Origin of the sequence: Streptomyces xinghaiensis S187, assembly GCF_000220705.2 — a bacterium.
In the GTDB taxonomy this organism is placed as follows: domain Bacteria; phylum Actinomycetota; class Actinomycetes; order Streptomycetales; family Streptomycetaceae; genus Streptomyces; species Streptomyces xinghaiensis.
The window spans coordinates 2,663,899-2,687,871 of record NZ_CP023202.1; the positions used below are offsets into that span (position 1 = coordinate 2,663,899).

Annotated in this window: 22 protein-coding genes; 15 read left to right on the forward strand and 7 right to left on the reverse strand. The window is 74.2% G+C overall.

What is annotated here, in order from left to right; genetic code table 11:
• The first annotated feature begins 187 nt into the window (after positions 1 to 187).
• The gene (locus SXIN_RS11305) at positions 188 to 1,951 is read left to right on the forward strand and encodes an acetyl/propionyl/methylcrotonyl-CoA carboxylase subunit alpha (RefSeq protein WP_019710368.1); all 1,764 of its coding nucleotides are present in this window, start codon (positions 188 to 190) and stop codon (positions 1,949 to 1,951) included.
• 253 nt (positions 1,952 to 2,204) lie between these two features.
• Positions 2,205 to 2,792: a TetR/AcrR family transcriptional regulator gene (locus SXIN_RS11310; protein WP_019710369.1), complete on the forward strand. Its 588-nt coding sequence runs from the start codon at positions 2,205 to 2,207 to the stop codon at positions 2,790 to 2,792.
• Positions 2,793 to 2,904: 112 nt separating this feature from the next.
• Here SXIN_RS11310 and SXIN_RS11315 read toward each other — a convergent pair whose 3' ends face one another.
• Positions 2,905 to 3,861 carry a DeoR/GlpR family DNA-binding transcription regulator gene (locus SXIN_RS11315; RefSeq protein ID WP_238153731.1) on the reverse strand — a complete coding sequence of 319 codons (957 nt, stop codon included), beginning with the start codon at positions 3,859 to 3,861 and terminating at the stop codon, positions 2,905 to 2,907.
• Positions 3,862 to 4,095: 234 nt separating this feature from the next.
• Positions 4,096 to 5,544 carry an NAD(P)H-quinone dehydrogenase gene (locus SXIN_RS11320; RefSeq protein WP_019710372.1) on the reverse strand — a complete coding sequence of 483 codons (1,449 nt, stop codon included), beginning with the start codon at positions 5,542 to 5,544 and terminating at the stop codon, positions 4,096 to 4,098.
• A gap of 117 nt (positions 5,545 to 5,661) precedes the next feature.
• Here SXIN_RS11320 and SXIN_RS11325 point away from each other — a divergent pair, with 117 nt between their 5' ends.
• The 3 genes from SXIN_RS11325 (at position 5,662) to SXIN_RS11335 (ending at position 9,241) form a co-directional block, all read left to right on the forward strand.
• Positions 5,662 to 6,099, forward strand: coding sequence for a gamma-glutamylcyclotransferase family protein (locus SXIN_RS11325; protein WP_039822657.1), 438 nt, complete (start codon positions 5,662 to 5,664; stop codon positions 6,097 to 6,099).
• Between the two features lie 192 nt (positions 6,100 to 6,291).
• Complete coding sequence (locus SXIN_RS11330; RefSeq protein ID WP_019710374.1) at positions 6,292 to 7,110, forward strand: purine-nucleoside phosphorylase; 819 nt, start codon at positions 6,292 to 6,294, stop codon at positions 7,108 to 7,110.
• A 424-nt stretch (positions 7,111 to 7,534) separates the two neighbouring features.
• Entirely contained in the window at positions 7,535 to 9,241 is a 1,707-nt protein-coding gene (locus SXIN_RS11335; protein WP_019710375.1) for a phospho-sugar mutase, read from the forward strand.
• Between the two features lie 83 nt (positions 9,242 to 9,324).
• Here the strand turns inward: SXIN_RS11335 and SXIN_RS11340 are convergent, their stop codons facing one another.
• Positions 9,325 to 9,963, reverse strand: coding sequence for a PH domain-containing protein (locus SXIN_RS11340; RefSeq protein WP_095756942.1), 639 nt, complete (start codon positions 9,961 to 9,963; stop codon positions 9,325 to 9,327).
• Between the two features lie 148 nt (positions 9,964 to 10,111).
• On the opposite strand from SXIN_RS11340, the gene deoC reads away from it, so the two are divergent.
• From deoC to SXIN_RS11360, 4 genes are all read left to right on the forward strand, one after another.
• The gene (deoC, locus tag SXIN_RS11345) at positions 10,112 to 11,122 is read left to right on the forward strand and encodes a deoxyribose-phosphate aldolase (RefSeq protein WP_039822662.1); all 1,011 of its coding nucleotides are present in this window, start codon (positions 10,112 to 10,114) and stop codon (positions 11,120 to 11,122) included.
• Between the two features lie 5 nt (positions 11,123 to 11,127).
• Positions 11,128 to 12,657 (forward strand): aldehyde dehydrogenase family protein, encoded by a 1,530-nt coding sequence (locus tag SXIN_RS11350; protein ID WP_019710378.1) that lies wholly within the window; start codon positions 11,128 to 11,130, stop codon positions 12,655 to 12,657.
• Positions 12,650 to 13,570, forward strand: a complete 921-nt coding sequence (locus tag SXIN_RS11355) for an aldehyde dehydrogenase family protein (protein WP_019710379.1) — start codon at positions 12,650 to 12,652, stop codon at positions 13,568 to 13,570. The genes SXIN_RS11350 and SXIN_RS11355 overlap by 8 nt, the downstream gene beginning before the upstream one ends.
• A gap of 283 nt (positions 13,571 to 13,853) precedes the next feature.
• Positions 13,854 to 14,576 carry an ATP-binding protein gene (locus SXIN_RS11360; protein WP_238153732.1) on the forward strand — a complete coding sequence of 241 codons (723 nt, stop codon included), beginning with the start codon at positions 13,854 to 13,856 and terminating at the stop codon, positions 14,574 to 14,576.
• Between the two features lie 218 nt (positions 14,577 to 14,794).
• Here the strand turns inward: SXIN_RS11360 and SXIN_RS11365 are convergent, their stop codons facing one another.
• A complete protein-coding gene (locus tag SXIN_RS11365) occupies positions 14,795 to 15,580 on the reverse strand; it encodes a SigE family RNA polymerase sigma factor (RefSeq protein ID WP_019710380.1) in 786 nt (261 codons plus the stop codon).
• Between the two features lie 209 nt (positions 15,581 to 15,789).
• On the opposite strand from SXIN_RS11365, the gene afsQ1 reads away from it, so the two are divergent.
• The 5 genes from afsQ1 to SXIN_RS11390 all read left to right on the forward strand — a co-directional run bounded on the left by afsQ1 (position 15,790) and on the right by SXIN_RS11390 (position 19,632).
• On the forward strand, positions 15,790 to 16,467 hold the full coding sequence (afsQ1, locus tag SXIN_RS11370) for a two-component system response regulator AfsQ1 (protein ID WP_176743657.1): 678 nt from the start codon (positions 15,790 to 15,792) through the stop codon (positions 16,465 to 16,467).
• The gene (locus SXIN_RS11375; protein WP_095758004.1) at positions 16,365 to 17,987 is read left to right on the forward strand and encodes an ATP-binding protein; all 1,623 of its coding nucleotides are present in this window, start codon (positions 16,365 to 16,367) and stop codon (positions 17,985 to 17,987) included. Before afsQ1 ends, SXIN_RS11375 begins: the two co-directional genes overlap by 103 nt.
• A complete protein-coding gene (locus SXIN_RS11380) occupies positions 17,984 to 18,643 on the forward strand; it encodes a hypothetical protein (protein ID WP_238153733.1) in 660 nt (219 codons plus the stop codon). The genes SXIN_RS11375 and SXIN_RS11380 overlap by 4 nt, the downstream gene beginning before the upstream one ends.
• A 123-nt stretch (positions 18,644 to 18,766) precedes the next feature.
• A complete protein-coding gene (locus SXIN_RS11385) occupies positions 18,767 to 19,432 on the forward strand; it encodes a VanZ family protein (RefSeq protein WP_019710384.1) in 666 nt (221 codons plus the stop codon).
• Entirely contained in the window at positions 19,429 to 19,632 is a 204-nt protein-coding gene (locus SXIN_RS11390) for a PspC domain-containing protein (RefSeq protein WP_019710385.1), read from the forward strand. Before SXIN_RS11385 ends, SXIN_RS11390 begins: the two co-directional genes overlap by 4 nt.
• Before the next feature lie 189 nt (positions 19,633 to 19,821).
• Here the strand turns inward: SXIN_RS11390 and SXIN_RS11395 are convergent, their stop codons facing one another.
• Together SXIN_RS11395 and SXIN_RS11400 are read right to left on the reverse strand one after the other, a co-directional pair.
• Entirely contained in the window at positions 19,822 to 20,601 is a 780-nt protein-coding gene (locus tag SXIN_RS11395; protein WP_095756943.1) for a hypothetical protein, read from the reverse strand.
• A gap of 222 nt (positions 20,602 to 20,823) precedes the next feature.
• Positions 20,824 to 21,978, reverse strand: coding sequence for an adenosine deaminase (locus SXIN_RS11400; protein ID WP_019710386.1), 1,155 nt, complete (start codon positions 21,976 to 21,978; stop codon positions 20,824 to 20,826).
• 145 nt (positions 21,979 to 22,123) lie between these two features.
• Here SXIN_RS11400 and SXIN_RS11405 point away from each other — a divergent pair, with 145 nt between their 5' ends.
• Positions 22,124 to 22,918, forward strand: a complete 795-nt coding sequence (locus SXIN_RS11405; RefSeq protein ID WP_095756944.1) for a prolyl oligopeptidase family serine peptidase — start codon at positions 22,124 to 22,126, stop codon at positions 22,916 to 22,918.
• A 74-nt stretch (positions 22,919 to 22,992) separates the two neighbouring features.
• Here the strand turns inward: SXIN_RS11405 and SXIN_RS11410 are convergent, their stop codons facing one another.
• The gene (locus tag SXIN_RS11410; protein ID WP_019710388.1) at positions 22,993 to 23,955 is read right to left on the reverse strand and encodes a LysR family transcriptional regulator; all 963 of its coding nucleotides are present in this window, start codon (positions 23,953 to 23,955) and stop codon (positions 22,993 to 22,995) included.
• Positions 23,956 to 23,973 lie beyond the last annotated feature (18 nt).

Here is a 23,973-nt window from a genome sequence, read left to right on the forward strand (position 1 = left end):
AGACCTTGCCCACACCGGCGCTCGACCACGGCTTCGGTGAGGCGCGCTTATCCTTGCACGACAAGGACTTTCGGCCGTTGGGCACCGGTGGCCTGACCGTGCGTGTGGGGAAGGTCACCCCCTGAGGCGCCTCGGCATGGCGTGTCGGCAGTCCCTAAACTCGCCTTGTTTCAAGGAGGGAGCCATCGTGCGCAAGGTGCTCATCGCCAACCGTGGCGAAATCGCTGTCCGCGTTGCCCGCGCCTGCCGGGACGCCGGGATCGCGAGCGTAGCCGTCTACGCCGATCCGGACCGGGACGCTCTGCACGTCCGCGCGGCCGACGAGGCCTACGCGCTGGGTGGTGACACCCCGGCAGCCAGCTATCTGGACATGTCCAAAGTCCTCAGGGCCGCCGCCGAGTCCGGCGCGGATGCCATCCACCCCGGGTACGGCTTCCTCTCGGAGAACGCCGAGTTCGCCCAGGCGGTCATCGACGCGGGCCTGATCTGGATCGGCCCGCCGCCGCAGGCCATCCGCGACCTCGGCGACAAGGTCGCGGCCCGCCACATCGCCCAGCGGGCCGGCGCGCCCCTGGTCGCCGGCACCCCCGACCCGGTCTCCGGCGCGGACGAGGTCGTGGCCTTCGCCGAGCAGCACGGCCTGCCGATCGCCATCAAGGCCGCCTTCGGCGGCGGCGGCCGCGGCCTGAAGGTCGCCCGCACCCTCGAAGAGGTGCCCGAGCTGTACGACTCCGCGGTGCGCGAGGCGGTCGCCGCCTTCGGCCGCGGCGAGTGCTTCGTCGAGCGCTACCTGGACAAGCCGCGGCACGTCGAGACCCAGTGCCTCGCCGACACCCACGGCAACGTGGTGGTCGTCTCCACGCGCGACTGCTCGCTCCAGCGCCGCCACCAGAAGCTCGTCGAGGAGGCTCCCGCGCCCTTCCTCTCCGAGGAGCAGAACGCCGAGCTGTACCGCGCCTCCAAGGCGATCCTCAAGGAGGCCGGCTACGTCGGCGCCGGCACCGTCGAGTTCCTCGTCGGCGTCGACGGCACGATCTCCTTCCTGGAGGTCAACACCCGTCTCCAGGTGGAGCACCCGGTCACCGAGGAGGTCACCGGCATCGACCTGGTCCGCGAGATGTTCCGCATCGCCGACGGCGAGGAACTCGGCTACGGGGACCCGGCCGTGCGCGGCCACTCCTTCGAGTTCCGCATCAACGGCGAGGACCCGGGGCGCAACTTCCTCCCGGCGCCCGGCACCGTCACCGTCTTCGCCCCGCCATCCGGCCCGGGCGTGCGGCTGGACGCCGGTGTCGAGTCCGGCTCGGTCATCGGCCCGGCGTGGGACTCCCTGCTCGCCAAGCTGATCGTCAGCGGCGCCACCCGGCAGCAGGCCCTGCAGCGGGCCGCCCGCGCGCTGGCCGAGTTCAGGGTCGAGGGCATGGCCACCGCGATCCCCTTCCACCGCGCGGTGGTCGAGGACCGGGCCTTCGCCCCCGAACTGGACGGGTCCGGCGAGCCGTTCACCGTCCACACCCGGTGGATCGAGACCGAGTTCGCCAACGAGATCCCGCCGTTCGCGGCCCCCGGCTCCGAGGACGCCGAGGCCGAGACCCGCGAGACGGTCGTGGTCGAGGTCGGCGGCAAGCGGCTGGAGGTCTCCCTCCCGGCCTCGCTGGGTGTGGCGTCCGCCCCGGCCGCCGGGCAGAAGAAGCCCAAGCGGAAGACCGCGAAGAAGGCCGGCGCGGCCGCCTCGGGCGACACCCTCGCCTCGCCCATGCAGGGCACCGTCGTCAAGGTGGCCGTGGAAGAGGGCCAGCAGGTCAACGAGGGCGACCTGGTCGTCGTCCTGGAAGCCATGAAGATGGAGCAGCCGCTCAACGCGCACCGCTCCGGCACCGTCAAGGGCCTCGCCGCCGAGGTCGGCGCGGCGCTCTCCTCCGGCGCCGTCATCTGCGAGATCAAGGACTGACCCCGCCCGCGCGGCGGACCCACCACGCGGCAGCCCCGGCCCGACGGCCGGGGCTGCGGCATGTCCCGGGCCGCCGCCGGGGGAGCCGTCACCACGGCCCGAGTCACGGCCCGGGAACCATGGCCCGCAATCCCGGACCGGCAAGCACGGCCATGACCACCGGCCCGGGCATTCGGCGGTCACCCACCCGTCCGGCGGTGGCATCCTGGGACGCACACGGTCGGTCGGCAGAGTGAGGGGAGGACCGGCGGCGATGGCGACGGAGACGGAGCGGACGGCGGCGCGTCCGATGCGCGCGGACGCGCGGCGGAACCACGAGCGGCTGCTGGCCGTGGCCCGGTCCGCCTTCACCGAGCACGGCACCGACACCTCGCTGGAGGACGTGGCGCGCCGCGCGGGCGTCGGCGTCGGCACCCTCTACCGGCACTTTCCCAGCCGCCGCGCACTCATCAGCGCCGTCTTCCAGAGCGAGGCCGACGCCCTGGTGGCCCGCGGGCGGGAACTGCTGGACGCGGCGGAGCCGTGCGCCGCGCTCCTGGCCTGGCTGCGGGCCCTCATCGGCCACGCCGTCACCTACCGCGGCCTCTCCCGCACCCTGATGACCGCCTCCCCGGACGGCAGTTGCGAACTCTCCTCCTGCAGCGTGCCGGTACGGACCGCGGGCGGCGCCCTGCTGGCCCGGGCGCAGCGGTCCGGGAGCGTGCGGCCCGAGGTGGGGATCGGTGACCTGCTGCAGCTGACCAACGCCATCGCGATCGCCGCCGAGGAGACCCCCGGCGACACCGGGCTGGCGGACCGGCTCCTCACCCTCACCCTCCACGGCCTCCGGCCGGCCGCCTGAGCAGCATGGCCCGCGCCGAAGAGGCATGGCCCGCGCCGGAGAAGCACGACCGCACCGGAGGGGAAAACCGGCCGCCGGGCGGCGGGCACCGTACGGCGTCGGTGCCCGCAGCTCAGCGGCGGCGCAGGTCCGCCACCCGGCCGTTGCCCGGAGGCTGCTCGGCCAGCGAGGCGGCGCTGCGCAGGGGAGGCGGGGGCCCGCCCCCCGGATGGGCCCGGCGCTGCCCGGGGAGCGGCAGGTCGTCCGTCTTGGCGGCGACGGGCGGCGGGGCCATCCGGCGCGGTCTTCGGCCGGCCGGGCCGCCGCTGTCGGTACCGCCGCCTCCCGGTCCGGCCACCGCGATCTGCACGCCCTGGTCGGCCAGGGCCTGGAGTTCGGTGGCGGCCCGGTCGTCGGGGGCGGGCGGTTCGTCCGTGACCAGCCGGGTGATCAGCTCGGTGGGCACCGTCTGGAACATGGTGTCGGTGCCCAGCTTGGTGTGGTCGGCGAGGACCACGACCTCGCCGGCGGCCTGGACCAGCGCCCGGTCCACGCTCGCCGAGAGCATGTTGGAGGTCGAGAGCCCGCGCTCGGCGGTCAGCCCGCTGCCGGACAGGAAGGCGCGGGAGACGCGCAGCCCCTGCAGGGACAGCTCGGCACCGCTGCCGACCAGGGCGTAGTTGGAGCCGCGCAGGGTGCCGCCCGTCATGACGACCTCGACCCGGTTGGCGTGGGCGAGGGCCTGGGCGACGAGCAGGGAGTTGGTGACGACGGTCAGACCGGGGACGCGGGCGAGCCGGCGGGCCAGCTCCTGGGTGGTGGTGCCCGCGCCGACGACGATCGCCTCGCCCTCGGTGACGAGGCTCGCCGCCAGATCGGCGATGGCGGTCTTCTCGGCGCTGGCGAGATGGGACTTCTGCGGGAAGCCGGACTCCCGGCTGAAGCCCCCGGGCAGGACCGCACCACCATGGCGGCGGTCGAGCAGTCCTTCTGCCTCCAGTGCCCGCACATCCCGCCGTACGGTCACTTCGGAGGTCTGGACGACGCGGGCGAGCTCCCGGAGCGACACCGCTCCGTTCGCACGCACCATTTCTAGGATCAATTGGCGACGTTCTGCAGCGAACACGAAACTGACAGTAACGCCATCGACCGACTGCTTTCAGCAGTTTTCACCGAATAGCAGAAGTTGCCCGCAGGCGGGTCCCGCACCTGCTATACGCGATCGCGGCCGGGCCGTCGGACACCTGCCCGCCTGCCCGCACCGAGCCCGGCTCCCGTCCCGTCCCGTCCGCCCGTCCGTCCGTCCGGCCGTGCGCCCGTCCGGCTAGGCCTCGCCCACGCTCTTCCGGGTGTACAGCTGCCGGGCCACCTCGGCGATCGAGCCCGACAGCGACGGGTAGACGGTGAAGGTGTTGGCGACCTGCTCCACGGTGAGGTTGTTGTCGACCGCGAGCGCTATCGGGTGGATCAGCTCGCTGGCGCGCGGGGCGACCACCACGCCCCCCACGACGATCCCCGTGCCCGGGCGGCAGAACAGCTTCACGAAGCCGTCCCGGATGCCCTGCATCTTGGCCCGCGGGTTGCGCAGCAGCGGCAGTTTGACGGAGCGGGCCTCGATGCGGCCGCTGTCGATGTCGGCCTGTGAGTACCCGACCGTGGCGATCTCGGGGTCGGTGAAGATGTTCGCCGAGACGGTCTTGAGGTCCAGCGGCGCGACCGCGTCACCGAGGATGTGGTACATCGCGATCCGGCCCTGCATCGCGGCCACCGACGCCAGCGCGAAGACGCCCGTGCAGTCGCCGGCGGCGTACACGCCCGGGGCGCTGGTGCGGGACACCCGGTCGGTGCGGATGTGCCCGGAGTCCTTGAGCCCGACCCCGGCCTCCTCCAGGCCGATGCCGCTGGTGTTGGGGACCGCGCCGACCGCCATCAGGCAGTGCGAGCCGGTGATGGTCCGGCCGTCGGACAGCCGCACCTCGACCCCGTCGTCCGTGCGCTTCACGGCGGCCGCGCGGGAGCGGCTCAGGACGTTCATGCCGCGCCGCCGGAAGACGTCCTCCAGGACCGCCGCCGCGTCCGGGTCCTCGCCCGGCAGCACCCGGTCCCGGCTGGAGACCAGGGTGACCCGCGAGCCCAGCGCCTGGTACGCGCCGGCGAACTCGGCGCCGGTCACGCCGGAGCCGACGACGATCAGCTCTTCGGGCAGCTCCTCCAGGTCGTACACCTGGGTCCAGTTGAGGATGCGCTCGCCGTCGGGCAGGGCGTCGGGGATCTCGCGCGGGTGCGCGCCGGTGGCCACCAGAACGGCGTCCGCGACCAGGGTCTCCTCGCTGCCGTCGGCGAACCGCACGGTCACCTGGCGGGAGCCGTCCGCGGCCCGCGTCGCCTCCAGCCGGCCCCGGCCGCGCAGCACCCGGCCGCCGGCGCGGGTGACGGACGCGGTGATGTCGTGCGACTGGGCGAGCGCGAGGCGCTTCACCCGGCGGTTGACCTTGCCGAGGTCCACCCCCACGACGCGGGCGGACTGCTCCACGTGCGGGGTGTCGTCGGCGACGATGATGCCCAGCTCCTCGTAGGAGGAGTCGAAGGTCGTCATCACCTCGGCGGTCGCGATCAGCGTCTTCGACGGCACGCAGTCGGTCAGCACCGACGCACCGCCGAGACCGTCGGAGTCGACGACGGTCACTTCCGCGCCCAGTTGCGCGGCCACCAGGGCCGCCTCGTAGCCGCCTGGTCCGCCACCAATGATCACGATCCGAGTCACGTACCCCATTGTCACCCACGCGGCCCCGGACCTCCCGGCGGGGGTCCGGGGGCGGGGCACCGGGGCGGGCCGCGGAGAGGGGGTGAAGCCGCGAACCCGCGCCCGGCCTCCCGTACCCTCGTGCTCATGTCGCTCTACGCCGCGTACGCCGGCAACCTCGACGCGCGGCTGATGTCCCGCCGCGCCCCGCACTCACCGCTGCGCGGTACGGGCTGGCTCTCGGGCTGGCGGCTGACGTTCGGCGGGGAGCAGATGGGCTGGGAAGGCGCCCTGGCCACGATCGTCGAGGCGCCGCGCGCGCAGACCTTCGTCGCGCTCTACGACATCGCGCCGATGGACGAGGACTCCATGGACCGCTGGGAGGGCGTCGGTCTCGACATATACCGCCGGATGCGGGTGCGGGTGCACACCCTCGACGGCGAGGACGCGGCCTGGCTGTACGTCCTCAACGGCTACGAGGGCGGGCTGCCCTCCGCGCGCTACCTCGGGGAGATCGCGGACGCGGCGGAGTCGGCGGGGGCACCGCACGACTATGTGATGGAGCTGCGGAAGCGGCCCTGCTGACTGCGTCCGGCACCGGCCGCGCAGGCCGGATCACCCGGCGGACGAACGCCTTCGAACCCGCGGAAAACGGCCGTCCGACGGCCTCTCCGGGCCCCCTCCGGGCCCTTGCCGGCGCCCTGCCGGGTGGCCGAGTTCCATCGGGTCGCGCTCTTACGTCTACGCGCGTAGGCCAAACCGGGTTACCCTCTCCGCGTGAACGCTTCTGAGACTTCCCCGCACGTCCCCGGCGCACCCGACGCCACCGCCGCCGCCGCCCGCCTGCGCGAGCTCACCGGTGCCGAGAGCCATGACGTGGCCCTCGTGATGGGATCCGGCTGGGTCCCCGCCGCGGATGCGCTGGGCACGCCGGAGAGCGATCTGCCGGTCACCGAGCTGCCCGGCTTCGCGCCGCCCGCCGTCGAGGGCCACGCGGGCAGGATCCGCTCGTACCGGATCGGGGAGAAGCGCGCGCTGGTCTTCCTCGGCCGCACCCACTACTACGAGGGCCACGGCGTCGCCGCCGTCACGCACGGGGTCCGCACCGCCGTGGCGGCCGGCTGCAAGACCGTCGTCCTGACCAACGGCTGCGGCGGCCTCCGCTCCGGCATGCGCCCGGGCCAGCCGGTCCTCATCAGCGATCACATCAACCTCACCGCGGTGTCGCCGATCGTGGGCGCCAACTTCGTCGACCTCACCGATCTGTACTCGGCCCGTCTCCGCACCCTGTGCCGGGAGATCGACAGCACCCTCGAAGAGGGCGTGTACGCGCAGTTCCCCGGCCCGCACTACGAGACCCCGGCCGAGATCAACATGATCCGCACCCTGGGCGCCGACCTCGTGGGCATGTCGACCGCCCTGGAGGCCATAGCGGCCCGCGAGGCGGGCGCCGAGGTGCTGGGCATCTCCCTGGTGACGAACCTGGCCGCGGGCATGACCGGCGAGCCGCTCAACCACGAGGAAGTGCTCCAGGCCGGCCGCGATTCGGCCACCCGCATGGGCAGCCTGCTCGCCCAGGTCCTCGGCCGCCTCTGAGCGGTCCGGCGCACGGGCGGGCGGCGGAGCGGACGGGCCGCAACCGGGGGGCACGGCCGCCCGGCCAACGGGGCCGGGACCGGCCGGCTCCCGCGCCGGGTACTCCCACTGCCCCGAGGGCCGGTAGAGGACGATCAAGCCGGGTACTGGTTCCGGCGGGTGCGGTTCCCCGGGGACGCCGTGCCGGTCCCCGGGGTCCACGGGATCGCGGTGCCCGTGCGCGGGCCCGCCGGCGCCGGTCCCCCGGGCCCCGTGCCCGCACCGACCAGACCCGTACACCGCAGACCCAGACCCGTACACCGCAGATCCGTACACCGGCCCCCGCCGCGCCGAACGGGCGCGGGGCGGCGGCCGCAGCCCCGGGCGAGCGGCCCGCGTCCCGGCGGGCCGGCCGCCCACGACACAGCAGGAGCGTCACGTGGCAGTGGCAAGCGACACAGCGGAGCTGATCCGGCAGGCCCGCGCCTGGCTGGCCGAGGATCCCGACCCCGAGACCCGCGAGGAGCTGAGCGCGCTCATCGAGGCGGAGGACACCGCGGCCCTCGCCGACCGTTTCGGCGGCATGCTGCAGTTCGGCACCGCCGGTCTCCGCGGCGAGCTCGGCCCGGGCCCGCTGCGGATGAACCGCGCGGTGGTGATCCGGGCCGCCGCCGGTCTCGCCGCGTACCTCCGCAAGCAGGCCGCGTCCTCGGACGGCGGGCCGGGCCTCGTCGTCATCGGCTACGACGCCCGCTACAAGAGCGCGGACTTCGCCCGTGACACCGCCGCCGTCATGACCGGCGCCGGGCTGCGCGCCGCGCTGCTGCCCCGTCCGCTGCCCACCCCCGTCCTGGCCTTCGCCGTACGGCACCTGGGGGCCGTCGCCGGCGTCACCGTCACGGCGAGCCACAACCCGCCGCGCGACAACGGCTACAAGGTGTATCTCGGCGGGACCGGCGGCGGTGCGCAGATCGTGCCCCCGGCGGACGCGGAAATCGCGGCCGAGATCGCGGCGGTGCGGAGCCTGGCGGACGTGACCCGGGCGGAGACCGGCTGGGAGACGCTCGGCGACGAGATCGTCGACGCCTATCTGGCCCGTACGGACGCGGTGCTCACCGGCGGCTCCCCGCGGGACGTCCGCACCGTCTACACGCCCCTGCACGGCGTCGGCCGCGACACCCTGCTCGCCGCCTTCGAACGGGCCGGTTTCCCCGCCCCCGTCGTCGTGGCCGAACAGGGCGATCCCGACCCGGCGTTCCCGACCGTGGCCTTCCCCAACCCGGAGGAGCCGGGGGCCATGGACCTGGCCTTCGCCACCGCCCGCGCCGCGTCACCGGACCTGATCATCGCCAACGACCCGGACGCGGACCGCTGCGCCGTGGCCGTCCCCGCGCCCGGCACCGCGACCGGCTGGCGGATGCTGCGCGGTGACGAGGTCGGCGCGCTGCTGGCCGAGCACCTGGTGCACAAGCGCGCGTCCGGCTCCTTCGCCACCACGATCGTCTCCTCCTCCCTGCTCTCCCGGATCGCCGCGGCGGCCGAACTGCCGTACGAGGAGACGCTGACCGGCTTCAAGTGGCTCGCCCGCGTCGACGGGCTGCGCTACGCCTACGAGGAGGCGCTCGGCTACTGCGTCGACCCGGAGGGCGTCCGCGACAAGGACGGCATCACCGCCGCCCTGCTCATCGCCGAACTGGCCGCCGAGCTGAAGGCGACCGGCCGCGACCTCACCGAACTCCTGGACGACATCGCCCTGGAGTACGGCCTGCACGCCACCGACCAGTTGTCGGTCCGCGTCACCGACCTGTCGCTGATCTCCGACGCCATGGGACGGCTGCGGCGGCAGCCGCCCGCCACGCTCGCCGGGCTCCCCGTCACCCGGACCGAGGACCTGACCGGGGGCAGCGGGAAACTGCCGCCCACGGACGGGCTGCGCTACACGCTCGCCGGCGGCGCCACCTCAGCCGGACGCTGCCGGGTCGAGGCGGCGCGGGTGGTGGTCCGGCCGAGCGGCACGGAGCCCAAGCTCAAGTGCTACCTGGAAGCCGTCGTGCCGGTGGACGCGCCGGACGCGCTGGCCGACGCCCGGATCACCGCCGGGGCGGTCCTGGCCGCGCTCAAGGTGGACCTCTCCGCGGCCGCCGGGCTGTGACTCCTCCGGCGGGGCCGGCCCCGGCCCCGCCGCCGGACGCCGGTGCACCGCGGGCTCCCGGCGGCGGCCCGCGGCGCGGAGCCTCAGCCCAGCAGCGCGACGACCGCCAGCAGCACGGCCCCCGCCGCCGCCGGGGCCAGCACCTCGTAGGCCCAGCGCACCTCGGCCGTCCCCTGCGCCGTCTCCCGGCGCGCGTACCGCTCGGCCAGTTCCGCGAGTTCGGCCACGGCCTCGTCGGCGGGGGCCCGGTCCGGCCCCGCCCCGGCGGGCGAGGCTCCGCGGACGTCGTCGGCGGCGGCGCTCCGGGCGCTGCGCCGGGCGGTCTTCTTCCGCGCCCGCAGCGACACCGGGATCGCCCACAGCTGGAACGTCCGTCCCTCCGCGAAGACTTCGCTGGAGTAGCCCGCGCGCACACCCTCGACCGCGCCCCAGGGCAGCGTGATGGTGCGGAACGGGTTGCGCACCCGCATCCGGTCCTCACCGGCGAACACGGCGGGCCGGAAGGTGAAGGCGACGACGAGCGGCACCGCGAGCAGCAGCCCGGCCAGCGCGAACCAGGGGGTGCGTCCCTCGCCGCGGATCATCGCGTCGATGCCGAGCCAGCCGGCGAGTCCGAGCAGCAGCACGCCGCCGGCCAGTGCGGAGCCGGAGCGGTAGACGCGGTCGGCGTACCCCGGGCCGGTCTCGGGCTGCGGGGAGGAGGGGGTGTCCGGGCTCGTCATGGGGGCGATTGTGCCCGACGGGCCGGGCGGGACACACGTCCCGGTCCGGCACCGCCACGCCCCGTCCCGCCCCGGCGGCCCGTGGCGGGAACCACCCTCCCCGGGGGTGACAGGCTGCTACGCGCGTAGATATGCTCACCTGGTGACCATGCTTCCCAAGCCCGTAGTACCCGCGTACGGCAGCGAGGCCCCGGAGCGTCTGGCGTCGATGGCGGACGTCACCGCCTCCGACGCCGCGCTGCGCCGTTTCCTGCACGGCCTGCCGGGTGTCGACGCCGTCGGCCTGCAGGCCCGCGCGGCGGCCCTCGGCACCCGCTCGATCAAGACCACGGCCAAGGCGTACGCCATCGACCTGGCCATCTCCATGATTGACCTGACGACCCTGGAGGGCGCGGACACCCCGGGCAAGGTCCGGGCGCTGTGCGCCAAGGGGGCGCGTCCCGACCCGCTGGACCGCACCGTCCCGAGGGTCGCGGCGATCTGCGTCTACCCGGACATGGCGGCCACCGCCAAGGCGGCGCTGCGCGAGGCCGGGGCCCCGGAGATCAACGTGGCCTCCGTCGCCACCGCCTTCCCGGCCGGCCGGGCCGCGCTGCCCGTCAAGCTGGCCGACACCCGGGACGCGGTGGCGGCCGGCGCGGACGAGATCGACATGGTGATCGACCGCGGCGCCTTCCTCTCCGGCCGCTACCTCCAGGTGTTCGAGGAGATCCGGCGGGTCAAGGAGGTCTGCCGGCGTGACGACGGCACCGCCGCCCACCTCAAGGTGATCTTCGAGACGGGCGAGCTGCAGACCTACGACAACGTGCGCCGGGCCTCCTGGCTCGCGATGCTCGCGGGCGCCGACTTCATCAAGACGTCCACCGGCAAGGTCGCCGTCAACGCCACCCCGCCCGTCACCCTGCTCATGCTGGAGGCCGTGCGCGACTTCCGCGCGGCCGTCGGGGTGCAGGTCGGGGTGAAGCCCGCGGGCGGCATCCGGACCACCAAGGACGCCGTCAAGTACCTGGTGATGGTCAACGAGACGCTCGGCGAGGAGTGGCTGACCGCGGACTGGTTCCGCTTCGGCGCCTCCAGTCTCCTCAACGACCTGCTGATGCAGCGCCAGAAGCTGAGCACCGGGCGCTACTCCGGTCCCGACTACGTGACGGTGGACTGAGCCCCATGACGGATCCCCAGACCCTGGACACCTCCCAGGACACCCCCCAGCACCCCGAGGACACCCAGCCCGTGGACAAGCAGCCGGCGCAGCAGGCGCCCCGGGGCGCGTTCGCGTACGCGCCGGCGCCCGAGTCGCGCTCGGTCGTCGCCATCGCGCCGTCGTACGGCCACTTCATCGACGGCGAGTTCCGCGAGGCGGCCGGCGGCAAGGTCTTCACGACCGTCTCGCCCTCCACCGAGGAGGTGCTCTCCGAGGTCGCCCTGGGCGGCCCGGAGGACGTGGACGCGGCGGTGGCCGCCGCCCGCCGGGCCTTCGGGCCCTGGTCGGCGCTGCCCGGCGCGGAGCGGGCCAAGTACCTGTTCCGGATCGCCCGGATCATCCAGGAGCGCTCGCGCGAACTGGCCGTGCTGGAGTCCCTCGACAACGGCAAGCCGATCCGCGAGTCGCGCGACACCGACCTGCCGCTGGCCGCCGCGCACTTCTTCTACTACGCGGGCTGGGCCGACAAGCTGGCGTACGCCGGCTACGGCGCCGACCCGAAGCCGCTGGGCGTGGCCGGGCAGGTCATCCCGTGGAACTTCCCGCTGCTGATGCTGGCGTGGAAGATCGCCCCGGCGCTGGCCACCGGCAACACGGTCGTCCTCAAGCCCGCCGAGACCACCCCGCTGTCCGCGCTGTTCTTCGCGGACATCTGCCGGCAGGCCGGACTGCCGCGGGGCGTCGTCAACATCGTCACGGGCGACGGCGCGGCCGGTGCAGCGCTGGTGGCGCACCCGGACGTCCGCAAGGTGGCCTTCACCGGCTCCACCGGGGTCGGCAAGGCCATCGCCCGCACGGTCGCCGGGACGGACAAGAAGCTCACCCTGGAGCTGGGCGGCAAGGCCGCCAACATCGTCTACGACGACGCGCCCGTCGACCAGGCCGTCGAGGGCATCGTCAACGGGATCTTCTTCAACCAGGGCCATGTCTGCTGCGCGGGCTCCCGGCTGCTGGTGCAGGAGTCGGTGGCGGAGGAGGTGCTGGACGCCCTCAAGCGGCGGATGGCCACCCTGCGGGTCGGCGACCCGCTGGACAAGAACACCGACGTCGGTGCCATCAACTCCCCCGAGCAGCTGGCCCGCATCCGGGAGCTGGCCGACGCGGGCGAGCGGGAGGGCGCCGAACGCTGGTCCCCGTCCTGCGAACTGCCCGCCTCCGGCTACTGGTTCGCGCCGACCCTCTTCACCGGCGTCACCCAGGCGCACCGCATCGCCCGCGAGGAGATCTTCGGCCCGGTGCTGTCGGTGCTGACCTTCCGCACCCCCGCGGAGGCCGTGGAGAAGGCCAACAACACGCCGTACGGGCTCTCCGCCGGCATCTGGACGGAGAAGGGCTCGCGCATCCTGTGGACGGCCGAGAAGCTCCGCGCGGGCGTCGTCTGGGCCAACACGTTCAACAAGTTCGACCCCGCCTCGCCGTTCGGCGGCTACAAGGAGTCCGGCTACGGCCGGGAGGGCGGACGTCACGGCCTGGAGGCATACCTCGATGTCTGATGCGACTGCGAACGGTGCGACCGGTGCGGCCGGGAACACCGGCAGGGGCGCCGCCGCGCGGCTGAGCGTCCTCAAGACCTACAAGCTGTTCGTCGGGGGGAAGTTCCCCCGCTCCGAGAGCGGACGGGTGTACGAGGTGGCCGACAGCAAGGGCAACTGGCTGGCGAACGCGCCGCTTTCCTCCCGCAAGGACGCGCGGGACGCGGTCGTCGCCGCCCGCAAGGCGTTCCCCGGCTGGTCCGGCGCCACGGCCTACAACCGGGGCCAGATCCTCTACCGCGTCGCCGAGATGCTGGAGGGCCGGCGCGAGCAGTTCACCGCCGAAGTGGCCGCCGCGGAGGGCCTGTCGAAGGCGAAGGCGGCGGCGCGGGTGGACGCGGCGGTCGACCGCTGGGTCTGGTACGCGGGCTGGTCCGACAAGGTCGCCCAGATCGCCGGCGCGGCCAACCCGGTCGCCGGCCCGTACTTCAACCTCTCCACGCCGGGGCCGACCGGTGTCGTGGCGGTCCTCGCACCGGACACCTCGTCCTTCCTCGGGCTGGTGTCGGTGATCGCCCCGGTGATCGTCACCGGCAACACGGCCGTGGTCGTGGCGTCCGAGCGGGCCCCGCTCCCGGCGCTCTCCCTGGGCGAGGTGCTGGCCACCTCCGATCTGCCGGGCGGGGTCGTCAACATCCTCTCCGGCCGCACCGCGGAGATCGCCGCGCCGCTCGCCGCCCACCAGGACGTCAACGCGATCGACCTGGCCGGGGCGGACGCCGCCCTGGCGAAGGAGCTGGAGACAGCCGCGGCCGACAACCTCAAGCGGGTGCTCCGCCCGCAGGCCGGGACGGACTGGGCCGCCGACCCGGGCACGGAGCGGCTGCTGGCCTTCCTGGAGACGAAGACGGTCTGGCACCCGATGGGCGTCTGACCCGGGACGGTCCGGGACCCGCGCCCCGGCACCCGCGTGCCCCGCGCCTTCCGGCGGGCCCCGGCCGAACCGCTGTCCCGGTTCCGCCGGGGCCCGCCGCGCGAGGGCCGCCGTACCACGCGGGCGTCCGCCCCGAGCCGGCCGCCGTACCGAACGGGCACGCCCCGCCGCCGTTCCGCTTTCCGGCTCCCACCGGACACGCCAAGTGACCCCCGGGCGACGGAAAGTCCGCGGTCCCGTCCCCCTGCCGCGCACGCCGTGCCATGCGCGAGAATGGCGTTCCGTGAACCGCCAACCGCACCCCCGCGCCCATGTCGTCCTCCTGACGGGCCCCTCCGGTTCCGGCAAGTCCTCCCTCGCCGCCCGCACCGGCCTGCCCGTGTTGAATCTCGACGACTTCTACCGCGAGACCGGTGACCCCGCCCTGCCCGGGCTCCCGGACGGCAGCGGCACGGACTGGGACTCCCCGCTCTCCTGGGACGCGGACGCGGCGGTCGCCGCGGTGGGGGCGCTGTGCCGGACCGGCCGGGCGGCCGTCCCGGTGTACGACATCGCGACGAGCTCGCGGACCGGCGAGGTCACGCTCGGCCTCGGTGACGCGCCCCTGTTCGTGGCGGAGGGCATCTTCGCCGCCGACATCATCGAACGCTGCCGCGCGGAAGGGCTGCTGGCGGACGCCCTGTGCCTGCGCGGCCGGCCGTCCACCACCTTCCGGCGGCGGCTGCTGCGCGATCTGCGGGAGGGCCGCAAGTCCGTCACCGTCCTGCTGCGGCGCGGCTGGCGGCTGATGCGGTCCGAACGCGGCATCGTGGCCCGCCAGTCGGCGCTCGGCGCCCACCCCTGCGGCCGGGACGAGGCGCTCGCCCGGATCGGGGCGGCCGCGGCGCGCCACCGCCCGGCGGCCGGGCGGACCTCCGCCGCCGCTACCGCTACCGGGGCCGCGTCCGTTCCCGCCCCGCGCCCGGCCCCGGCCCGTTCCGCGAGCCCGGCGAGCCCCGGGAGATGAGGGCGGGGTGAGGGCAGGACCGGGAACGGCCCGGTCCTCCCCCGGGCATGACGAAGCGGGACCGAACAGACCCCCCGGCCGCTCGGTCCCGCCTCTTCCACCACTCCCCCGAGCGGTGGCCCCCGTTGCCCTGCCCGTCCCCCGAGGGGCAGGCCCCCGTTGTTCCCCCGTATCCCCGCTCCCCCGTGCCCCCGGGCGGCTCCCCGCCGCCCCGGGTCTCAGGCGACCAGTTCGCCGAAGGACTCCTCCCGGTCCCGGCCGAAGCTGAGCGCCTCGTCGTCGCGCAGCCGGCGCAGCGAGCGCCAGATGCTGCTCTTGACCGTGCCGACGCTGATGCCGAGGATGTCCGCGATCTCCGGGTCGGTGCGGCCCTCGTAGTAGCGCAGCACGAGCATGGTGCGCTGGAGTTCGGGCAGCCGGGCCAGCGCCTGCCACAGCACGGCGCGCAGTTCGGTGCCGCGCATCGCGTCGTGGTCGCCCGCCGTCTCCGGCAGCTCCTCGGTCGGGTACTCGTTGAGCTTGCGCCGGCGCCAGGCGCTGATGTGCAGATTGGTCATGGTGCGCCGCAGATACCCGCCGACGGCGGCCTTGTCGCTGATCCGCTCCCAGGCGCGGTAGGTGGAGAACAGCGCGCTCTGCAGCAGGTCCTCCGCCTCGTACCGGTCACCGGTCAGGTGGTAGGCCGTCGCGTACAGGGAGGCGCGGCGCTCCCGGACGTAGGCGGTGAACTCCGCCTCCGGCAGGGTGCTGCGTTCCCCCCTCGCCTCCCCGTACGCGGCGCTCCCGCGGGAGGAGCCGCCCCCCTTGCCGGCCGTCACCGCGTCGACCACCGGCAGATACGTGCGCTGCCGGCTCTGACGCCCGGCGCCGCGAGCGCACCCCCGCCCGCTCACGGCACCGGACTTCTCCGCCCCGGACTCCGCCCGGTCGCGTCCGAAGGCCCGGCCGGCGGCGTGCAGGCGCGTGACAACTGCGCTGGTGGATCCGGTGTGCAGTGTGTTCATCCCGCGCCCCCCGTCGGTGGAGCCTGCTGACGTCCGTTGGCTGTCCGGGCCGTTCTCCCCCGCCCGGTGCACACCAGATTGCAGGCCCAGTTTCATCGCCCTGTCCGTCGCCTGTCACAGCCGTGTCACAGGGGCTCCCGGGGCAGTAACCAAAGCCCGGATCCTTCGCCCCTCGAACTATCGGCCCTCCGTGGGACAGAATGACCAACGTGCCATACCTGTTGCTGATCGAGGACGATGACGCCATCCGTACGGCCCTCGAACTCTCCCTGTCGCGCCAGGGTCACCGTGTGGTGGCCGCGGCGACGGGCGAGGACGGCCTGAAACTGCTGCGCGAGCAGCGGCCGGATCTGATTGTGCTGGACGTGATGCTGCCGGGGATCGACGGCTTCGAGGTCTGCCGCCGCATCCGCCGCACCGACCAGCTCCCGATCATCCTGCTGACCGCGCGCAGTGATGACATCGACGTGGTGGTGGGGCTGGAGTCCGGGGCGGACGACTACGTCGTCAAGCCCATCCAGCCGCGCGTCCTCGACGCCCGGATCCGTGCCGTGCTGCGGCGCGGGGAGCGGGAGAACAACGACGCGGCGACCTTCGGCAGCCTGGTCATCGACCGCTCGGCGATGACGGTCACCAAGAACGGCGAGGATCTGCAGCTCACCCCGACCGAGCTGAGACTGCTGCTGGAACTGAGCCGCCGGCCCGGCCAGGCGCTCTCCCGGCAGCAGCTGCTGCGGCTGGTGTGGGAGCACGACTACCTGGGCGACTCACGCCTGGTGGACGCCTGTGTGCAGCGGCTGCGCGCCAAGGTGGAGGACGTGCCGTCCTCGCCGACCCTGATCCGTACCGTGCGGGGCGTGGGCTACCGGCTGGACAGTCCGCAGTGACCGAGCCCTCCGGGCGGGTGCGCGGCTGGGCTTCCGGCCTGTTCCGGCTGACGAGCCTGCGGCTGCGTCTCGTGTTCGTCTTCGCCCTGGTGGCGCTCACCGCCGCCGTGTCCGCCTCCGGCATCGCGTACTGGCTCAACCGGGACGCCGTGCTCACCCGCACCCAGAACGCCGCCCTCAACGACTTCCGCCAGTCGCTCGCCGACAACACCGGCTCACTGCCCATGCGCCCGCAGTGCGACCAGCTGCGGGACGCCGCCGAGCGCATGGCCGACAGCACCCAGCGGTACGAGGTCGTCCTCGTCGACCGGGACCGGGACGACAAGCCCTGTGCCGCGGTCTCCCGGGCGGGCGGTTTCACCCTGAAGGCGGTGCCGGAGCCGCTGCGGACGGCGGTCAACGAGGAGCGCCCGGCCGATGTGGGCGACGGGCTGCCCTACCACCTGTACTGGCAGCGGATCACCCTCGACGGCGACCCGTATCTGGTCGGCGGGGCGAAGGTGATCGGCGGCGGGCCCACCGGCTACATGCTGAAGTCGCTCACCACCGAGCGGGACGACCTCAACTCGCTGGCCTGGTCGCTGGGCATCGCCACGGCGCTGGCGCTGATCGGCTCGGCGCTGCTCGCCCAGGCCGCGGCCAGCACCGTGCTGCGGCCCGTGCAGCGGCTGGGGGACGCGGCGCGGCAGCTCGGCGAGGGCAAGCTCGACACCCGGCTGCAGGTCTCCGGCACGGACGAACTGGCCGATCTCTCCCGGACGTTCAACGGGGCCGCCGCCTCCCTGGAGCAACGGGTCGAGGAGCTGAGCGCGCGGGAGGCCGCCAGCCGCCGCTTCGTCGCCGACATGTCGCACGAGCTGCGCACCCCGCTGACCGCCATCACCGCCGTCACGGAGGTGCTGGAGGACGAGACCGACAACCTCGACCCGATGATCGCCCCCGCGGTGCGGCTGGTGGTGGACGAGACCCGGCGCCTCGGCGACCTCGTGGAGAACCTGATGGAGGTCACCCGCTTCGACGCGGGCACGGCCCGGCTGGTGCTCGACGACGTGGACGTGGCCGACATGGTCACCGCCTGCATCGACGCCCGCGCCTGGCTCGACGCGGTCGAACTCGACGCCGAACGCGGCATCGTGGCCCGCCTCGACCCGCGCCGGCTCGACGTCATCCTGGCCAACCTCATCGGCAACGCGCTCAAGCACGGCGGGTCGCCGGTACGGGTCACCGTCCGGCCCGAGGACTCCTGGCTGACCGTGGAGGTGCGGGACCACGGGCCGGGCATCCCCGAGGACGTCCTGCCGCACGTCTTCGACCGCTTCTACAAGGCGAGCGCGTCCCGGCCGCGCAGCGAGGGCAGCGGACTGGGCCTGTCCATCGCCCTGGAGAACGCGCACATCCACGGCGGCGACATCGCCGTCGCCAACCACCCCGACGGCGGGGCCGTGTTCCGGCTGCGCCTGCCGATGGACGCCGACGCCGCCGGCCCCGGAACGGACGAGCAGGGACAGGACACCGCGTGATACCCGCCGCCACCCCGACACCGGCACCCCCGCCGGCCACCGCTCCCCGCCGCCCGCGTCGCGGCCCGCTGACCGCCGCCCTGGCCGCCCTCGTCCTCGCGGGCGGCGCGGGCTGCGGCATCCGCGGCACCTCCGTGCCGGTGGACGCGGGCCCCGCCCCGTCCCGGGTGTCCTGTCAGGTCTCCGGCGACCCCACGCCCGTACCGGACTCCGGCAAGGAGGCCCCGGCCGACGTCTATCTGGTGTGCAGCGCCCAGATCATGCGGGTGCAGCGCGCCGTGCGGTACACGGACGGCCGGGCGGAGGAGGACCGGCTGCGCAGGGCGCGGGACCTGCTCGCGGAGCTCCAGACCCCGCCCTCCCGGGCCGAGGACGAGGGCGGGTTCTCCAGCGAGGTGCCCGACGGGCTGGAGGTCGCGGCACCCCGCGAGGGAGACCCCGGCAACGCGCTCCGGCTGAGCCGCATCCCGGACGAGCTCCCGGCGTACGCGCTCGCCCAGCTCGTCTGCACCTTCGCGGGCTCGGCGGCCGTCGCGGGCGACGACTCCGTCGTCCTCGGCGGACCGGACGGCGACCCGCTGAAGCGCTACCCGTGCACGGAGGAGCTGCGCGCCCGGCCGGAGGCCGCGCAGACGACGGGCGTACCGCTGGACTGACCGGGGGCCGGCGCGGGGCCGGGCCCTCCGCGGCGGGCGGCATGACCCGGTGTGACCGGGGCAACAGAACGGCCTCGTCCGGCCGCCGGAACCGCGCGGACCCGGCGCCGCGTCCTCCCCGGCGTGCAGCGCCATGGCTGCGGCGCCCGTGCCGCCTTCCGCTTCCGCGCGACGGGACTCGTCCTCCTGTTCGCCCACCTGCTGTACGTGGCATGGACCGCGCTGCGCCCGCCGGCGCTGCCCTGGGTGACCGCCGCCCATCTGCAGCCGCTGGCCACGGTCCGCGCCGAACTGGCGCTCGGGTTCTGGCCCGCCGTCCAGCACCTCGGCGGCGCCCTGCTGCTGCTGGCACCGCTGGGCGTCCTGCTGCCCTGGGCCGCCGGACGGCTGGAGGTGCCGCTGCTGTCCTCGCTCACCCGCACGGTCTTCACCGGCGTCATGGTGTCGCTCGGTCTGGCGCTGCTCCAGACCAATCTCTCGGGCCGCACGCTGGACGTGGACTCGCTGGTCCTGCACACGCTCGGCATCGCCCTGGCCCATCTGGCCCTGGTACCGACGCTCCGGGGGTGGCTGCGGCGGCTGTGCGAGCGGGCCGGCCGGGTGTCGCCGGCCGGACCCGCCTCCCCGGGACGCCCCGGCGGTCTCCCCGCGGAGGAGCCGTCTCAGGGTCCGGCCCTGAGGATTCCCCGGGTCGGTGCGGTCCCCTGGACGGATGTTTCATCCCCTTCGTGGGCATACGGTCGAGATATCGCACGACACACTCGACGGCTCACGAAGGAGTCCCCATGAGCGCCCTGGTCCGCCCTCGCGACAACCGCATGATCGGTGGGGTGTGTGCAGCGCTGGCACGGCGCTTCGGCACCACCCCGACCACGATGCGGGTGATCTTCCTGGCCTCCTGCCTGCTGCCGGGCCCGCAGTTCCTGCTCTACGTGGCGCTGTGGGCACTTCTGCCGTCCGAGAAGAGCCACGCGCAGCAGACCTGGTGACCCGCCCGGCGGGCCGGTTCCGGCCCGTCCGGCACGGCACCGGCACCGGAATCGACCCGGCGACACACATGAGAGGAGGGGGCGCGTACCCGTGAACCGGGTGCGCGCCCCCTCCTCGCCGTTCTGCGGTCGTTCCGCCGCCCTGCTGCCCCGCGGGCCGCCCGGTTCCGGGCGGGCGGCCCGGCGGGGTCAGAGCGACAGGCCTCCGAGCAGCCGGCCCAGCATGCCGTTCATGCCCTGGGCCCGGCTGTCCTGCGCGGGCAGGGTGCGGGGCGAGCCGGCCTGGCCCTGCGCGGAACGGGCCGGCGCGGCCTGACCCTGGGCCGGGCTCATGGGCGCGGCCTGACCCTGAGCGGGGCTCATGGGCGCGGCCTGGCCCTGGGCCGGGCTCATGGGCGCGGCCTGGCCCTGAGCGGGGCTCATGGGCGCGTTCATCCGGGGAGCCGAACCGGAGTCGCTGTGACCGGCGCGGTGCGCGGTGTCACGGCTCTCGGCGGCCCGCTGGTCACGGCCCTGGTCCGCGTAGGGGGATCCGTGGTGGCCACCCTGGTGGTGGTCGTGGTGACGGGCGTTGTGGTGCTCGCCCTTGTGGCCGTGGTGGTGCTTGCCCTGGTGGTGCTCACCCTTGTGGCCGTGGTGGTGCTTCCCCTTGTGGTGACCCTTGTGCCCCTTGTGGTGCTTCCCCTTGTCGTGCCCCTTGTGGTGCTTGCCCTTGTGGTGCTTGCCCTTGTCGTGGTGGCATCCGCCGCACTCCTGGCCGCTGCCGGTCCGGCTCTGGTCGCGGTCGCTCGCGGTGCGCTCGGCTCCGGTGGTCTCGTCCGCCATCAGGCCGGTGCTCTGCTGCGGGGCCTGGCGGGTGGTGGGCGCCATGGAGTCGACCGGCGTGGCCACGGCGGCGCCGGCACCGGCGACGGCGAAGCCGACACCGAGCACGGCGGCCCGGAAGATCCGGGAGGTTACCTGCTTCATCGACATACATCCTCTGCTGGGGGGAGGTGGAGCGAATCGGCGGACACACAGAAGCCTGTACGTACGCTCCGCTACCGAATGCATGCGCAAGGTAGCCACCCGCAGGGATGACCGCAATCAACGGCCGGGCGCGTCGCCCCCGCGGCCCCCGCATGTCCTCCGCCCGGCGGGGCGGGCCGCCGCCGAGCCGTCCCGCCCCGGCCGTGCGGCCCGCACGCCCCCTCAGCCCTGCGCGGCGCCGCCGCCCGTCTCGCGGAAGAGCCATTCGGACTTCAGCTCGGCATAGCCGGGCTTGATCACGTCATTGATCATGGCGAGCCGTTCGTCGAACGGGATGAAGGCGGACTTCATGGCGTTCACCGTGAACCACTGCATGTCGTCGAGGGTGTAGCCGAACGCCTCCACCAGCCGCTCGAACTCGGTGCTCATGCTCGTCCCGCTCATGAGCCGGTTGTCGGTGTTGACCGTGGCGCGGAAACCCAGCTCCCGCAGGACGCCGATGGGGTGCTCGCGGTACGACTCCGCGGCGCCCGTCTGGAGGTTGGAGGTCGGGCACAGCTCCAGCGGGACGCGCTTGTCACGGACGTAGGCCGCGAGCCGCCCGAGCTTCGCCGTGCCGTCCCCGGCGACCTGGATGTCGTCGATGATGCGGACACCGTGGCCGAGCCGGTCGGCGCCGCACCACTGGAGCGCCTGCCAGATGGACGGCAGGCCGAACGCCTCGCCCGCGTGGATGGTGAAGTGGTTGTTCTCCCGCTTGAGGTACTCGAAGGCGTCGAGGTGGCGGGTGGGCGGGAAGCCGGCCTCGGCGCCCGCGATGTCGAAGCCGACGACGCCCAGGTCGCGGTAGCGGTTGGCGAGTTCGGCGATCTCCAGGGAGCGGGCGGCGTGCCGCATCGCGGTCAGCAGGGCGCCGACGCGGATGCGGTGCCCGTTCTCCCGGGCCCGGCGTTCCCCCTCCCGGAAGCCCTCGTTGACGGCCTCGACAACCTCCTCCAGGCCGAGCCCGCCGGTCAGGTGCTGCTCGGGCGCGTACCGGACCTCGGCGTAGACGACGCCGTCGGCGGCGAGGTCCTCGGCGCACTCCGCGGCCACCCGGAACAGCGCCTCCCGGGTCTGCATGACGGCACAGGTGTGGGCGAAGGTCTCCAGGTAGCGCTCCAGCGAGCCGGAGTCCGCGGCCTCGCGGAACCAGCGGCCGAGCGCGGCGGGCTCGGTCTCCGGCAGGCCCTCGTACCCCTGTTCGCGGGCGAGTTCGACGACGGTGGCGGGGCGGAGGCCTCCGTCGAGGTGGTCGTGGAGCAGCACCTTCGGGGCGCGGCGGATCTGGTCCGCGCCGGGGGTCCTGCCTCGGGTCTGGTTCGTCGTCTCCGTCATCTCCGTACTCTAACTCCTACGCGCGTAGATCCGCTGCCGTCCCGCCGCGGCCGGCCGGGAAGCGGCCGGTGGGCGCGGTGATGGATGCAGAACGGTGACCTCTCCGTGCGGTGGAGTACACCCCGTCTTCTGCCAAGGTTCTGTCATGGCTCAGCAAGCAGTGCCGGCGCGGGGTGCCCGGTTGGGACGGGCGGTGGGGACGACCGGGCGGAGAACGGCGGTGAGCGGAGCCGTCGTACTGCTGGCGGACGGCCCGCCCGCGGGCACCGAACGGCAGTCCCCGCTGACGGCGGCGGCCGTGCTGCCGCTCGCCCGCCACCTCGCCCGCGCGGGGCACGACGAAGGGCTCGTCGTCCACGGCGTCCGCTACCGCTGCCGGGGCTGGAACGGTTCCGCGGCCCATCCGGCGGAGGACGCCGCGTGGGCCGTCGACGAGGTCGTGCGGCGCTACGGCGACATACCCGTCTGCCTGGCCGGGACGGGCATGGGCGCCCGGGCCGCGCTGCTCGCCGCCGGCCGGCCGGGGGTCGGCTGCGTCCTGGCGCTGGCCCCGTGGCTCCCGGCCGAAGGCAGGGACGCACCCGGCCCCGACCCCGTGAAGCAACTGGCGGGGCGCCGGGTGCTGCTGGTGCACGGCACGAACGACGAGCGGTCCGACCCCGAGCAGTCCTACCGCTACGCGCAGCGTGTGAAGAAGGCCAACCGCGACGTCTGCCGCTTCGAGGTCCACTCGGACGGGCACCGGCTCCAGCAGCACCGCGCCGAAGTCCGGGCGCTGGCCGCGGACTTCGTGCTGGGGTCGCTCTTCGAGCGCGGGTTCTCCCGCCCGCTGGAGGACGCGCTGGCGGCCCCGCCGCCGCTGGGGCTGCGGATGCCGCTCGCGGTGGGATTCAGGGCCGCCGTGCCCGGGGCCCGGGCGGGGCGCCTCCGGCGGGGGTGAGACCCTCCGGCCGGGTGGGGCCCTCCGCGCGGGGCTGTCCTCCGCGAGCCGTCCCCGCACCCCCCACCCCCGGCTCAGCGGGGCAGCAGACGGCCGCGGCGGGAGAGGAGGAAGCGCTTGAAGGCGGCCACCGGGGGTGTGTCCGGATGGCCGTCCAGCCAGGCCACGCCGATCTCGCGTACCGCGCGCGGCGCCGTGACCGTCAGCTCGGCCACCCCCGGTCGCGGTACCGCCGGCGGCGGCAGCAGCGCGACACCCAGGCCGGCGGCCACCAGCCCCCGCAACGTCTCGGCCTCCTCCCCCTCGAACGCCACCCGCGGCTTGAAGCCCGCCTCCGCGCACAGCGCGTCGGTGATGAGGCGCAGCCCGTACCCGGGTTCGAGCGTGACGAAGACCTCCTCGGCCGCCTCCGCGAGCCGCACGCGCTTGCGCCCGGCCAGCCGGTGGTGGTCCGGGACGACCAGCCGCAGCCGCTGCTCGTCCAGCCGCCGGGCCACCAGGTCCGGCGCGTCCGGGACCGGTGCGGTGAGGCACAGGTCGAGTTCGCCCGTGCGGAGCCGTTCGAGCATCGCCTCCCCGTAGTTCTGGACGAGCTGGAAGCGGACCCGGGGGTGGTCGGCGCGGAAGGCCCGGATCAGGCCGGGCACGGTCTCCGGGCCGAGCGTGTGGAGGAAGCCGAAGGCGACCTTGCCCGCGGCCGGATCGGCGTCGGCCCGCACGGACTCCGCGGCGCGCTCGACCTCGGCGAGGGCCCGTTCCACGGAACGGAGGAAGGTCCGGCCCGCGGGGGTCAGCGACACCGTCCGGCCGTGCCGGGCGAAGAGCGCGACCCCGAGGTCCTGTTCCAGCCGGACCATGGCCCGGCTCAGGGTGGACTGCGGTACGGCCAGCTCCTCCGCCGCCCGCGTGACGTGCTCGTACCGGGCGACGCCCGCGAACTGCGCCAGGCGCGGCGCGAGCAGCGCCGGCCAGGACCCGGCCTCCAGCCCGGCGGCAGCGGTGTCCGGCGCGGGGATGCCTCCGGTGGTCACCGGCATGTCTTTTTCGTTCCTGTT